This window comes from Archangium minus, assembly GCF_044360475.1.
GTDB classification, from domain to species: Bacteria; Myxococcota; Myxococcia; order Myxococcales; family Myxococcaceae; genus Archangium; species Archangium minus.
This window is the reverse complement of record NZ_CP043494.1, coordinates 13,122,068-13,134,711: the sequence shown is the minus strand read 5'-3', so window position 1 is coordinate 13,134,711 and position 12,644 is coordinate 13,122,068. Positions and strand designations below refer to the sequence as shown.

Genomic DNA, 12,644 nt, shown 5'->3' with positions numbered 1-12,644 from the left:
TTTCAAGGGGTTGAGACCCCAAGCAGGGAGGGCCGGCTGTGGATAACGCGCGCTTCGCCGATCAGATTCAGCAGGGGTGCCGGGCGTTGGGGGTGACGGTGGGGGAGGACGTGCCGGCGAAGCTGCACCGGCTGATGGGCGAGCTGTTGAAGTGGAACGCGAAGGTGAACCTGACGGCGATTACGGCGGAGGAGGAGGTGCTGGAGAAGCACTTCCTGGACTCGCTGGCGGTGCTGCCGGAGGTGGAGGGGGCGGGGAGCGTGCTGGACGTGGGCGCGGGAGCGGGCTTCCCGGGGCTGCCGCTGAAGATGGCGAGGCCGTCGTTGGCGGTGACGATGGTGGACGCGGTGGGGAAGAAGGTGGGGTACCTGAAGGCGGTGGTGGCGGTGGCGGGGCTGGGGCTGACGGGGACGAAGGCGGTGCACTCGCGCGCGGAGGGCAAGCCGGACGCGGAAGGGCTGCCGAGGGCGGATCGGGTGATCGCCCGCGCCTTCATGGACCTCCCGGACTGGCTGGACCTGGCGCCGGCATACCTGGCGCCGGGAGGGCACGTGGTGGCGATGCTGGGCAAGGCGCTGGGCGAGGACGAGCTGCGAGCGCAGGCGGAGAAGCGGGGCCTCACGGTGGTTTCCGCGAGGGCGTACCGGCTGCCGTTCTCGGGAGCGGAGCGGCAGGTGGCGGCGTTCGCGAAGCGGGAGTGAGCCGGGCCTCCTCCCCGCTCACAGGGAGGGGGAGGAGGGCGGAGGGAGTGCCGGGCTCGGACAGGAGGAGCCCGGTGACTCCCTGCTCGGCGAATCCGCTCACCGCCGCCGACGCAGCTGCGTCGAGCGCTCCATCACGTTCAGGACGCGCCACGTGATGGCGAGCATGAACAGCACGAGCACCACGGAGAGGAAGACGAGCACATCGACGGGCTCGAGCTCGGACGTCGCGAGCTCGGTCGCCACGGTGATGATTGAAGAGGGTTCCATTGCGTAAACGACTCCTGGGTTGAAGGAGCGCACGCGAGGGTTTTCGACGCGTGTCCGCGCAGGCGCTCCTTGGGTTGGCTCCCCTTGGCGGTGGGGAGTTGCCGGAAGGTAGGCATGCGGTCCGAAGCGAAGAACCTGGAGGGGCGGCGCACCCCGGGGAAGCCTCCTGTTCAGTGGTGGCCACGCGCGAGGTGGGCCCTGGTCAGGACGTTCAACCGCCGCGTACTGTTGCGTGGAGCTTGCGTTCGACGGGATGGAGGAGGGGCGCTCAAACGCATGCACCCAATTGACTACAGCGCGCGTGGTGCGCATCCATTCCGTATCGGAATCGGGAATCGGAGCAGACTCCAAGCGAAACAGGAAACAGGAATCGGAGCGGACTCCAGGAGAAACAAGAAACAGGACTCAGAGCGGACTGCCGCGAAGGTGAAGCAGCCTGCTCGTTCTGTGGATGGATGAACTTTCGACGCGTGTCCGCTCAGGCGGTCACGACCCAGAGAGGCGCTCGCTTGGCGGCGGGCGCCTCTCACCTTTTCCGCACCCTCTCGCTTGCGCTGCGGGCGTTACGGTGGCGGCTCCACGGCCACGGACGCGCCTTCATGGAACTGTCGGACCGGCTGGACCTGGCTCCGGAGGGGCGGGTGGTGGTGATGTGGGGGAAGGCTCAGCTGGAGGCGGAGCTGCGGGCGCGGGCGTATCGGCTCCTGTACTTGGGGGCGGAGCGGCAGGTGGCGGTGTTTGCCCGGGCGGAGGAGTAGGGCTGGGAGCGGCGGAGGTGTCTTCCTCGGGCGGGTAGGGGGCCTCCGCCACCACATCACCCTGGGGCGTGACGGCGTATTCGTACCATCCGTCGAGCACTCGCACGGTCGGGCCTCCGCATCGATCGAAGCGTTGGTCCACCAGCACGTAATACAAGCCCGGGGTTGGGCCCGTGTAGACGGCGACGTCCAGCCCCTGCTCAGGGGTGGCGCATCCCCAGAACAGATTTGGAAACGGGTTGGTGCGCACCATTTCGCGGACAGCGGCCGCTGCGGCGATCGCGGCTCTCGCCTCTATGAACGGGACGATGTCCTTGCCTGCGTAATGGTCAGGCCACTCCACCTTTCCCTTCCAGGCCTTGGCGGGCGCGGCACATCCCGGAAGCATCGCCGCCAGCCCTGCGAGCGCATACGCCTTGATCATCCCTGCCTCCAGAATTGCACCCGATACGATGGTCCTAGGCGCGGCGTTTCACCCCACGGGTGCTTGTGAGGGGCTGAGTCTGTTCTCCCGGGTTGTCGCCACATGGTTGGCACCTACTCGCGCAACAATCTGAGAGGTTCATCGCATTGAGGCGCGCGGCTGTCCCTGCGTGGGGTGCAGCGGCCGAGAGTGATCCAGTCCGTCTTCACAGCGCTCCACTGCTGGATTTCGCCCGTGGGAAAATAGCGCAGGTAGATGCGTGTGCCGTCCTGTTGCTCGGCCACCAGCGCCGAGGCCATTTCGATGGCCGTGTTCTTGTGGAGGGCCGGAATCGGGTTGCCCGGAACCAGGCGAACTTCCGCCATGGCCACATAAGGTTTGAACGCGTCCGTGGGCCACGCTCTGAGATCGAGTGAAGAGGGCACCGTGCCGCACGGATGGTTGTGGATATAGCCCACGACCCACACCTGCGAGGCCGGGTAGTCCTCATCCTTCACGACGAAGAACGGGTTGCAGCGGTTGTGGGTTCCCTTGAGGGGCTCGGTGACGCGCCAGGAGAGGGCGTCGGAGGAGCCGGCGACATACACCGTCGAGCAGTACTCGGTGGACAGGCCGGGAATGGGCCGCTTCGACACGGGGTCACACACCTTGGCTCCCGGGCGCCTGAGGATCGCGTTGGCCACGTCCTGGAGCAGGCTGATGGGAATGGAGGTATCTCCCGTCGGCATCTCCACAGCGGGCACCTCTGACCACGGCCCTCGGGCGAGTGTGGCGTCGGAAGCGGAGGGCGAGGGCGACGTGGGAGTGGCGCAACCAACTGAGAGCAGGAGGACCGGAATCACGGACCTCATGAAAGGCTCACGCTCGTGGACGACGTGCTGAAGGACACGGAGAACCCCCTGTCCACCATTGTGCCATGAAGACAGCTGCCCAGCGTCGGTCGGGTGACCGGGTCTGGTGAGCGCGAGCTGGCGCGGTGGGCGAATGGCCCGGGTCCATTACCCGCTGCGGCACCGTGGATGCGAGACGCGGGGGCTCCACCCCTCCACGGTATTCGCGGTGTGCACTTGGGGGAGGGGAGGGCGGCTCCCTCTCCCTCTGGGAGAGGGTGGGGGTGAGGGTCTACGCCCACCTACCGGCGACGACGCCGAGGCCTGGGGGGAGCGCGCCTGCGGCTGAGCAGGAGCCAGACGACGGCCATGAGGAACATGACCAGCGACACGGCGATGAAGTTGACGACCTGAGCGGACTCGGCGGTGCGCGCGATACTCGAGGCCACTTCGGCGAGTCGCAGGATGGCTTCCATCTTCATCCCCCCTCACGAGGTGAAGGAGCACCTGGGCGGACCCTGTAGGTCCGAGAGGGTGCTCGGTGTCGAGCTCCGAGAGACGGGAAGTTAGGCACGAGGCTCGGGGCGAGAACCTGTGGGGGGAATCCCCTCATGGCATGGGGCTTTGCACTGGGGCGCGGACCGTGATGCGGTGGCTGGACTCAGCCGATGCGCACGAAGCCGCCGGCCTCGCGCGCGACGCGGATGGCCGCACGAAGGAAGCCGACTCTTTCGAGCAGGTGCTCATGGAGCGAGAGCGAGCGGGCTTCGCTCGGAGCATTGCTCGAATCCGGTCCCACCTGGGCGAGGGGCGCCCAGGAACGCTCGAGCACCTCCAGCTCGCGCTCCAGCAGGTGCAACGCGTCGCCGGCCACCTCGGAGTCCCTGCTCGTAGAGCTCCGAGACGAGCGGCAGGCCGAGCATGGCTCCTGGTTGGGACCCGTGCTCCGCCACCGCGGACAGCGTGGTGCGGTGGTGGCCAACTCCTGCACGAAACCTCCAGGGCACACGACGCTGTGGCCGGTGACGACCCCGTCGGGGTGCTCGCGGAGACGTACGAGACGCTCGCGAGAAGCGCGAAGAAGAGCGAGCGCCCAGAGGCTTCGCGCGTGCCGATGTTCGCCACTGTCACGGACCCGGTGAGGAGAGAGCCCACGGCAACCGGGGCAGGTGACGCCGTTGCCATCACTCACAGGTCGGCCCAGTCGTGCACCTCACAGACACCGACGACAGGGTCGCCATCCGAGTCCTCCTGAGCAGAGCGGGGCACGAAGCGGCAAGGCTCCTCGTTGGGACGAAGGCACCCATCTCCACGGACAAGGCTGGCCCGCTGCGCTGGGAGGGAGGGGCCCCTCCGAGTCCAGGCGTGTTCCACGTGGAACGGGAGTCCAGGGGGAGGGGATGGGGTCCTCTGCGCAGGTCCGCTTCGCCGAAGCCTGGCACAAGGGGGCTCTGCCGGGGACGCCCGCATTGGACCGGAAACGGAACGCGACCGAGAGCAGCCCCTGCTCCGTGAAAGGGAACGGGGTCCTTCACCCGCCAGCACGTGTTCCACGTGGAACGGTGGGGTCGGCACCCTGCCAGGGGGTGTTCCACGTGGAACTCCGACGCGACCTGTCGCCTGGGTCTTCCGGAGCGCAGCACCCCCCTGCGCCAGGAGGGGCATCACAGCCGAAGCCTGTTCCACGTGGAACGCCGCCTCGAACCCCTCGGGTCTTCCGGGGCGCAGCACCAACCACCCCCAGCGCCAGGAGGGGCACCACAGCCGAAGCCTGTTCCACGTGGAACAAGGCAGAAGGGGAGGGGCTTCGGGCAGGGGCGTGTTCCACGTGGAACGTTGGATGCGAGGCCTCGGATGTCCGAGCCGTCCTCCACGCCCGGGGGCGCGGTAGCTCCAGGCTGGAGGCATGTTCCACGTGGAACGCTCATCCGCAGGAATAGCCTCTCAGGTTCGTTCTCCGGAACTGGGCTCCCGCGCGAGCGCCCGTTTCACGTGGAACAAGGCGGAAGGGGAGGGCACATTCGCGCAGGGGGTGTTCCGCATGGATCGTTGGCAGAACGTACCGACCGGGTCTTCGGGGCGCCGCTGAGGACCCCACTGCGGAAGCGTGTTCCACCTGGGGCAAGGCAGAAGGGGAGGGCGCCTCCGGGCAGAGGCCTGTTCCACGTGGAACGGCAGCCCGAGCGAGCCGTCCAAAGCGTCCGGGGCGTCGCTCTGCCTCCCTGGTTCTGGAAGCCGCTCGCCGCAGCAGCATGTTCCACGTGGAACAAGGCAGAAGGGGAGGGCGCCTCCGGGCAGAGGCCTGTTCCACGTGGAACAAGGTGGAGGGGGCCAGGGAGGGCGTCTTTTGGGTCAGGGCGTGTTCCACGTGGAACGCCGGAAGCGATGCCGCGCATCTGCCAGCGGGTCGTCTACACCCGGGGAGGAAGCCGGGGGGGGGAGCCCACCACTCGGGTCTCGGGTTCTTGGGCTCCCTGCGAACACGTGTTCCACGTGGAACAAGGCAGAAGGGGAGGGGCTTCGGGCAGGGTGTGTTCCACGTGGAACGCCAGAAGCGATGCCGCGCATCTGCCAGCGAGCCGTTCACCTTGGGGCGTGGAGGCGCCTTGAGCCGGAGGCGTTGCTCCACCACTTCGGTTTCGGGCGCTGGGGCTCCCTGCGTCCGCGTTCCACGTGGAACGTCAGTCCGGGTTCACCATCCGAAGTGTTTGGAGCGCCCGCCGCTCCGCATCCCTGGTTCTGGAGGTCCCTCGCCGCGGAAGCGCGTTCCACGTGGAACATCGCCCCAGGGACGCGCGGTGTCTCTCAGTCGAGCCCGAGCGAGGCCGCATCCCGGACCTCCACGCCTGTGAGCGCTTCGAGGGTCTCGCGTTGGGGCGCGGTGAGCGGATTCCAGAAGAGGACCAGGTCGGCCCCGGTCGTTCGGCAGAGCGCCGCGAGCTCCTCCGCCTTCCCCGCGCCGAGCAGCGTCTTCTCCGACAAGGGGTGCTCCAGGTGCTGGGCGCCCCCCGGCCTCCTGGAGCGGGAGACTCCACGCCGTTGGAGGACCTGTCCGACCACGGTGCCCTGTCCGGCGCGAACGCGCCCGGCGAGGTGCTCGAGTTGGGCCGCCGGGTCCGGAGCCTTCGCGGAGAAGAGTCCCGCCACGACCACCTGTCTTCCTGCGAGTCGCTTCATGCGCGGTGCAGGATAGGTGTTCCCCCGGCTCGGGCGCGTTCCACGTGGAACAGGGTCGCTCCAGGGGGTTCAGGTTGGGGTCCTCGATACCCTCACCCCGACCCTCTCCCAGGGGGAGAGGGAGTTTTTCGCGGGGACCTCGAGCTCCCCGGGGCCCCGCGGGGATGTCAGGCAGGCAGGCTAGAAAGCTGATCCGGTCGCGGACTGGATCAGCCGACGATTTGGTGGATCAATGCGGGTCCGGTACATGCCTCCCCCGCAGAGCCCCCGGGTACTTCCCGGGGCGTCGCAAGGATGGGCCACGTGGGTCGAATCATCTGTATCTCCAACCAGAAGGGCGGCGTCGGCAAGACGACCACCGCCATCAACCTCGCCGCGAGCCTCGCCGCCGCCGAGCGCAAGGTGCTCCTCGTCGACATGGACCCTCAGGGCAATGCCGGCAGTGGGCTCGGGCTCAAGCGCGACCAGCTCCAGGGCACCGTTTATGACGCCCTCCTCGGAGGGCGCCCCATGAGCGAGCTGCTCCACCCCACCGAGCTGCGCTTCCTCCAGGTGGTCCCCGCCACCCCGGACCTCACGGGCGCTGAGGTCGAGCTCGTCAACCAGGAGCGGCGCGAGTACCGCCTTCGCGACGCGCTCCGTCCGCTCGCCGAGCAGTACGACTACATCCTCATCGACTGCCCGCCGTCGCTCGGCCTGCTCACGCTCAACTCGCTCATCGCCGCGGACTCCGTCCTCATCCCGCTGCAGTGCGAGTACTACGCGCTCGAGGGTCTCTCGCAGCTCAACCACACCATCGACCTGGTGAAGCAGGCCTTCAATCCCGGCCTGAAGATGGAGGGCATCCTCCTCACCATGTTCGATTCGCGCGCCAACATCGCCAACCAGGTCGTCGCGGACGTGCGCGAGTTCTTCAAGGAGCAGGTCTTCACGTCCGTCGTCCCGCGCAACGTGCGCCTGTCCGAGTGCCCGTCCTTCGGCAAGCCCATCCTGCTCTACGACATCAAGTCCAAGGGTTGTGAGAGCTACCTGGCGCTCGGCCGCGAAATCATGCAGCGCGAGCCCAACCCGCCCCCTGCTCGCAAGGTGGCGTAGCCCTCGGCCCGGCCGCAGCCCGCATCCTTATATAGGCGCGGGCCGGCCGGGCCCGCGGGTTCCCCAGGTCCACCCGCGGTTGTCGTGAAGGACCTGGCCGCTCGGGTGCTCCCCGAGCTGGTGGTGCCGGGCTCGCCCGGCGGAGACGACGCAGTGCTGAACGGTGACAAGCAGAAGCGGGCGTTGGGCCGTGGCCTCTCCGCCCTCATCCCTCAGGCAGCTCCCCCCGCCGCCGCGGCCGCCGCGGCCGTGGTGCTCCCGGCCGAGCCCGCTGCTCCTCCCAAGGGCAGTGTGCTCAAGCTTCCCATCGAGGCCATCAAGCGCGACACGCTCCAGCCGCGCCGCCACTTCGATGAGGAGAAGCTGCGCGAGCTCACCGAGTCCATCAAGGCGCAGGGCGTCCTGCAGCCGGTGCTCGTGCGCAAGGACGCCGAGGGCTACAAGCTCATCGCCGGTGAGCGGCGGTGGCGCGCCTCGCAGCTCGCGGGCCTGCATGAGATTCCCGCCATCGTCCGCGAGGTGACCGAGGTCGAGGCCTTTGAGCTCGCCCTGGTGGAGAACCTCCAGCGCGCGGACCTCAACCCCATGGAAGAGGCCGAGGGCTACCACCGGCTCGTCGAGGAGTTCGGCCTCACGCAGGACCAGGTGGCCCAGCGCGTGGGCAAGGAGCGCTCCACGGTGGCCAACGCCCTGCGGCTGCTCGGCCTGCCGGACGAGGTGAAGCGCATGGTGGCCGAGGGCAACCTCAGCGCGGGCCATGCGCGCGCGCTGCTCGGTGTGCCCCGCATCCCGGAGATGACGGAGCTGGCCGCCCAGGTCGCCGCTCGCAAGCTCAGCGTGCGTGACACCGAGAAGCTCGTTCAGCAGGCCAAGGGCAGCGCCAAGTCGAGCAAGGAGTCCGCCGCCTCGAAGAAGCCGAGCCCCCAGGTGAAGTCCCTGGTGGAGGAGCTTCAGCGGCTACTTGGCACAAAAGTGCGGTTGGTGGAGAAGGGCAGCGGAAAAGGCACCATCGAGGTCGATTACTTCTCGTACGATGACCTTGACCGCATCCTGAAGGTACTCAGGAAGGAGTAGCGCGTGGCGCTCCTCGGCAAAAAAGAAGAGAAAACCAACGTACCGCTTCTAGGTGGCAGACGGGAGGATGAATCCGTGGCAACGCGTCCGGGTGAGGTTCACACGCTGCTCGGTAAGGGCAGTGAGTTCGAGGGGAAGCTCACCTTCGAGGGGCAGGTTCGCATCGACGGCAAGTTCAACGGGCAGATCGTCACCAAGGACGTGCTCGTCATCGGTGATGGCGCTCGCGTCCAGGCGGAGATCAACGCCGGCACCGTCATCATCAACGGCACCGTGGAGGGCAACGTGCGCGCGTCTCAGCTCATCGAGCTGCACGCCCCCGCGCGCGTGAAGGGCAACCTCGAGTCGCCCGCGCTCACCATGGACCGCGGCGTCATCTTCGAGGGCACCAGCAAGATGGAGAACCTCGGCAAGGGTGGCAGCACCCCGCCGCCTCCGGGTGGTGAGGGCAAGAAGTAATGCGCCCCGCCGTGCGCCAGCATGTCCGCGCCGCCCTGGTGGCGCTCGCCGTGCTGGCGACCGGCTGTGGTGGGTGCAAGGAGCCGCAGCAGGAGGCGCCGCCCGTTGAAGCCGAGGCTCCCGAGGCTCGGCCCGCGACGCCTCGCCGCGTGGGGGTGAAGGTCCCCATGCCCACCGGGTGGACCGCCCAGGTGGCGCAGGATGGCAGCTTCCAATTCGGTCCTTCGGGCCACCCCGTGCTGCGAGTGGACGTGCGTACCGGCCAGGGGGAGGCACTGCCCTCTCCCGAGGCGCTCGTCGAGCTGATGGGCAAGTCCTTCCAGGGCTTCGAGCGCGCAGTGGAGCAGCAGGAGGGCGGCTCGGACTTCTCGCTCGTCCGGGTGTCGCTCTCGTCGAAGCTCTCGGACGGGGGCATGGGCACGCAGTACCCGGCGCTCTTCGGTGCTCGGCGCGTGGAAGATGACCTCTTCTTGTGTGCCACCTTCCCCGGCGTCACCGCGGACGAGGTGCAACTGGCCGCCGAGGCCTGCCGCGGCATCGAGTTCCAGCAGCCTCGCTGAGCAGGGCACGTCCCAAAGACATCGGGCGCTGCGACCAAGAGCCCCATGCCCTCCGGTCGCGCGCCCGATGAATCCCCCCTGCACACCAGGGAGTCGGCCCTTCCCCCCGGACGGCCGGCGCTCTGGTGGATATGTGAAAGTCTTTACTGCCCCGCTCCCTCACAGAGGCGTGAACGTCCGGAGCGATGCGCGGGTTTTTCGCGCAGAATCTCTTCGTTCCCTGAGTTGCGCAACGCCAGACGAGCGAGCGTATTTCCGTGCGGAGCGCCGTGACGGGCTCAGGCCCGCGGTGTCACGGCTCTCACCCGGAGAGAAGAGTCGGCGCTGTCTGTCTTCTGGGAGACGGGCCCGAGGCTCCTGGGGATGTGCTCATCGCACGCGCGGAGCAGCGGGGGCAGCTCCCGCCTCAATGCCTCCACGTCCCCGTCGAACAGCCAACCCCGTGTCCGCTCCGACCCGTGATGGACCGCATGGGCGTTGAGCAGGCCTCGAGCTGTCACCGGTGTGCCGGTTCGGGAGTTGTTGGGGCGTCAGCGCTTGCGAGCCAGCGAGAGCGCGAAGTCACCGGCAGCGTCCGTCCAGCGCTCCACCAGGTGCAGCCCCGCCGCCGCCAGCTCCGCCTCCACCTGCTCCACGCGGAACTTGCAGCTCACCTCCGTGCGCAACACCTCGCCCTCCGCGAAGTTCACGTAGCGCTCCAGCGCGCGCAGCAGCACCGTCTGCGGCCTCGTGGAGATGAGCTGCATCTCCACCCACTCGTTCTCCTCGTCGAAGGGCGCCAGGTGCTCGAAAGCCTCAGGGTTGAAGTCCGCACCCAGCTCGCGGTTGAGCACGTTCAGCACGTTGCGGTTGAAGAGCGCCGTCACCCCGGCCCTGTCGTTGTACGCCGCGAAGAGCCGCTTCCGACACTTGAGCAGGTCCGTTCCCAACAGCAGCCCATCGCCCGGGGACAGCCCCGCAGCCAGCTCCGCGTAGAAGCGTGCGCGCTCGGGTGGCTTCAGGTTGCCGATGGTGCCCCCCAGGAAGGCCACCAGCCTTCGGCCTCCCCGGGGCAGCCGCCCCAGGTGCCGCCCGAAGTCCCCAACGACGGCGTGCACGTGCAGCTCCGGGTACTCGCTCGCCACGGCCTCCGCGGACTGGCGCAGGAAGGCCTCGCTCACGTCGAAGGGCACGAAGCGCATGAGCCGCCCCGTTTCCCGGAGCGCGTCCAGCAGCAGCCGCGTCTTCTCGCTGCTCCCACTGCCTAGCTCAATCAGCGTGTCCGCCCCGCTCGCTCGCGCCATGTCTCCTGCGTGCGCCAGCAGAATCTCCCGCTCACAGCGCGTGGGGTAGTACTCCGGCAGCCGCGTGATTTCCTCGAAGAGCTGGCTGCCGCGCTCGTCATACAGCCACCTGGGCGACAGCTCCCGGGGTTTGCGCTCGCCGCACAGTCCGGCCAGCACCTCCGCGCGCAGTGTCCGCTGCGCATCCCCCGGCCGCACGTGCACCTCCATTGTCACCGAGGACCCGTCGCGCCGCCCCAGCCCCACGCTCCCCATCCACCCCGCAGTTCGTCCCATGGTCACCTCGCGTCGCGCGCGCATCTGAAGCCGGCGAAAATGTGCCGGCGGATGGGGTAGTCCCAATTGCGGAAGCTGTTGCGCACTGCCACGGGGGCACTCGCCCAGGCTCCGCCCCTCAGGACGCGGTATTCCGTCCCAAAGAACACCTCCGAATATTCACGGTAGGGGTAGGGTTTGAACCCCGGGTAGCCATTGAAAGTGCTAGAGGTCCATTCCCAGACATCCCCGAGCAGTCCCCAAACACCGTCAGCGCTTTGTCCCGTCGGGTAGCTACCAATGGGCGAGGGGCCCCAGGTGTCACCGCTGAGGTTGGCGTGGCTCGCGGTGGGGGGTGTGTGGCCCCAGGGAAAGGTGCGGGGCCGTATGTCCGAGCCCGCTGCGGCCTTCTCCCACTCGGCCTCCGTGGGTAGGCGCTTGCCGGCCCAGCGCGCATAGGCATCCGCCTCGTACCAGCACACGTGCTGCACGGGCTCGTCGCGGGCGATGGGCTCCCACCACCCGAAGCGCCGCCGCAGCCAGGTGCCATTCTCCTGGGGCTCCCAGAAGAGCGGGTGGCGAATCCCCTGCGACTGAATCCACGCGAAGCCCTGGGGGTCCCACCAGCGCGGATCCTCGTAGCCCCCGGACTCGACGAAGACGACGAAGTCCCCGTTGGTGACGGGGTGCGCGTCGAGGAGGAAGGGCGGCACGTCCACGGTGTGCGCGGGGCGCTCGTTGTCGTAGGCCCAGGCGGCGTCGCTGCCCAGGCGCACGGGGCCACTGGGGATGAAGAGCTCGTGTTGGGCGGTGCGCGCGGGGCGAGGGCGGGGGCTCGCCGCGGGCCGGTACACGTGGCTCGTCATGAGCTGCAGCGTGGCGGCGAGCGTCTCCAGGTGCTGCTGCTCGTGCTGGGCCACCATGCCGAAGACGAAGCCGCCGCGCAGCAGCGGTGCGTCCGAGTCCTCGGGGAGGCGGCTCAACCAGTCGAGCGAGGCCTCACGCACGCGGGCGGCGTAGGCCAGGGCCTGCTCGGGGGAGAGCAGCGGCAGGTGCGAGCGCGTGGCACGCGGGTGGCGGAAGGCGTCGTAGACGGCGTCGAAGGCCGCGTCGGTGAAGGCCGGGGCGCCGAGCGCGCGCAGCAGCCACTGCTCCTCGTAGTTGGCCACGTGGGCCACGTCCCAGACGATGGGGGACATGAGGGGCGAGTGCTGGCGGGTGAGCGCGTCCTCGGGGAGGCCCTCCAGCATCCGCAGCATGCGCGAGCGCGCGGCGGACAGCTCCGTGACGGCGTGAACCTTCCAGGGACGAGTCTCCTGCTGACCCGCGTCCCGGCGGGCCTCGAGGGGGCTGCGCATGGTGCCCACCAAGCTAGGAAGCGGCCAGCGCACGGGGGAGTGCCTCGTCCCGGCGCGCGAGTCGTCCGTGCTCCACCGTACGCCGGCTGGGGTGTTGGACGCGGAGGCGCTGTCGGGCGCGTGACGTCAGGCCGGGTGGTGGTGCGAATCGAGCGGAAGAATGGGCGACTGGCGGGACGGTACGAGGAGCATCACTTCTGGCCTCGGTATCTGGGGGGAGGCGCGGATGGGCCGACGTACAGGCTGCCAGCGCCCTATCATCAGCTCCTCACCAATGCCTTCAGGGCGAGGTGGGCGTACGGTCGGCATACGCCTACTCCCGAGGAGGCAAGGCAGATCATGATGAAGGTCTACGCTGAGCTCCCCATTCCTCAGTTGATAGGCATTCCGGATCCGTAAC

At 68.3% G+C, this 12,644-nt stretch carries 15 protein-coding genes; 8 read left to right on the top strand and 7 right to left on the bottom strand.

All coding sequences use genetic code 11. The features are described 5' to 3' along the window. The first annotated feature begins 38 nt into the window (after positions 1–38). Positions 39–701 (top strand): 16S rRNA (guanine(527)-N(7))-methyltransferase RsmG, encoded by a 663-nt coding sequence (gene rsmG, locus F0U60_RS54360; RefSeq protein ID WP_395812459.1) that lies wholly within the window; start codon positions 39–41, stop codon positions 699–701. A gap of 99 nt (positions 702–800) precedes the next feature. On the opposite strand, the gene F0U60_RS54355 is transcribed toward rsmG, so the two are convergent. After that, the gene (locus F0U60_RS54355; protein ID WP_395812457.1) at positions 801–971 is read right to left on the bottom strand and encodes a hypothetical protein; all 171 of its coding nucleotides are present in this window, start codon (positions 969–971) and stop codon (positions 801–803) included. Positions 972–1,570: 599 nt separating this feature from the next. On the opposite strand from F0U60_RS54355, the gene F0U60_RS54350 reads away from it, so the two are divergent. Continuing rightward, positions 1,571–1,729 (top strand): hypothetical protein, encoded by a 159-nt coding sequence (locus tag F0U60_RS54350; RefSeq protein ID WP_395812455.1) that lies wholly within the window; start codon positions 1,571–1,573, stop codon positions 1,727–1,729. A gap of 537 nt (positions 1,730–2,266) precedes the next feature. On the opposite strand, the gene F0U60_RS54345 is transcribed toward F0U60_RS54350, so the two are convergent. From F0U60_RS54345 to F0U60_RS54330, 4 genes are all read right to left on the bottom strand, one after another. Continuing rightward, on the bottom strand, positions 2,267–2,881 hold the full coding sequence (locus tag F0U60_RS54345; RefSeq protein ID WP_395812453.1) for a hypothetical protein: 615 nt from the start codon (positions 2,879–2,881) through the stop codon (positions 2,267–2,269). Between the two features lie 404 nt (positions 2,882–3,285). Then, positions 3,286–3,465 carry a hypothetical protein gene (locus tag F0U60_RS54340; RefSeq protein ID WP_395812451.1) on the bottom strand — a complete coding sequence of 60 codons (180 nt, stop codon included), beginning with the start codon at positions 3,463–3,465 and terminating at the stop codon, positions 3,286–3,288. Positions 3,466–3,644: 179 nt separating this feature from the next. Next, positions 3,645–3,857, bottom strand: coding sequence for a hypothetical protein (locus F0U60_RS54335; RefSeq protein ID WP_395812449.1), 213 nt, complete (start codon positions 3,855–3,857; stop codon positions 3,645–3,647). Between the two features lie 1,931 nt (positions 3,858–5,788). Next, positions 5,789–6,160: a hypothetical protein gene (locus F0U60_RS54330; RefSeq protein WP_395812447.1), complete on the bottom strand. Its 372-nt coding sequence runs from the start codon at positions 6,158–6,160 to the stop codon at positions 5,789–5,791. Positions 6,161–6,463: 303 nt separating this feature from the next. Between F0U60_RS54330 and F0U60_RS54325 the strand changes: the two genes are divergently transcribed. The 4 genes from F0U60_RS54325 to F0U60_RS54310 all read left to right on the top strand — a co-directional run bounded on the left by F0U60_RS54325 (position 6,464) and on the right by F0U60_RS54310 (position 9,348). After that, entirely contained in the window at positions 6,464–7,255 is a 792-nt protein-coding gene (locus F0U60_RS54325; RefSeq protein ID WP_395812445.1) for a ParA family protein, read from the top strand. A 153-nt stretch (positions 7,256–7,408) separates the two neighbouring features. After that, positions 7,409–8,329, top strand: coding sequence for a ParB/RepB/Spo0J family partition protein (locus F0U60_RS54320; protein WP_395825894.1), 921 nt, complete (start codon positions 7,409–7,411; stop codon positions 8,327–8,329). Positions 8,330–8,332: 3 nt separating this feature from the next. After that, a complete protein-coding gene (bacM, locus tag F0U60_RS54315; RefSeq protein WP_395812443.1) occupies positions 8,333–8,788 on the top strand; it encodes a bactofilin BacM in 456 nt (151 codons plus the stop codon). Between the two features lie 11 nt (positions 8,789–8,799). After that, positions 8,800–9,348: a hypothetical protein gene (locus F0U60_RS54310; RefSeq protein WP_395812441.1), complete on the top strand. Its 549-nt coding sequence runs from the start codon at positions 8,800–8,802 to the stop codon at positions 9,346–9,348. A 530-nt stretch (positions 9,349–9,878) separates the two neighbouring features. Here F0U60_RS54310 and egtD read toward each other — a convergent pair. Together egtD and egtB are read right to left on the bottom strand one after the other, a co-directional pair. Further along, positions 9,879–10,886: an L-histidine N(alpha)-methyltransferase gene (egtD, locus tag F0U60_RS54305; RefSeq protein WP_395825892.1), complete on the bottom strand. Its 1,008-nt coding sequence runs from the start codon at positions 10,884–10,886 to the stop codon at positions 9,879–9,881. 23 nt (positions 10,887–10,909) lie between these two features. Continuing rightward, positions 10,910–12,244, bottom strand: a complete 1,335-nt coding sequence (gene egtB / locus F0U60_RS54300; protein ID WP_395812439.1) for an ergothioneine biosynthesis protein EgtB — start codon at positions 12,242–12,244, stop codon at positions 10,910–10,912. Here egtB and F0U60_RS54295 point away from each other — a divergent pair. Together F0U60_RS54295 and F0U60_RS54290 are read left to right on the top strand one after the other, a co-directional pair. Beyond that, entirely contained in the window at positions 12,243–12,368 is a 126-nt protein-coding gene (locus tag F0U60_RS54295) for a hypothetical protein (protein ID WP_395812437.1), read from the top strand. The genes egtB and F0U60_RS54295 overlap by 2 nt on opposite strands. Next, positions 12,365–12,643: a hypothetical protein gene (locus F0U60_RS54290; protein ID WP_395812435.1), complete on the top strand. Its 279-nt coding sequence runs from the start codon at positions 12,365–12,367 to the stop codon at positions 12,641–12,643. The genes F0U60_RS54295 and F0U60_RS54290 overlap by 4 nt, the downstream gene beginning before the upstream one ends. The last annotated feature ends 1 nt before the right edge of the window (position 12,644 follow it).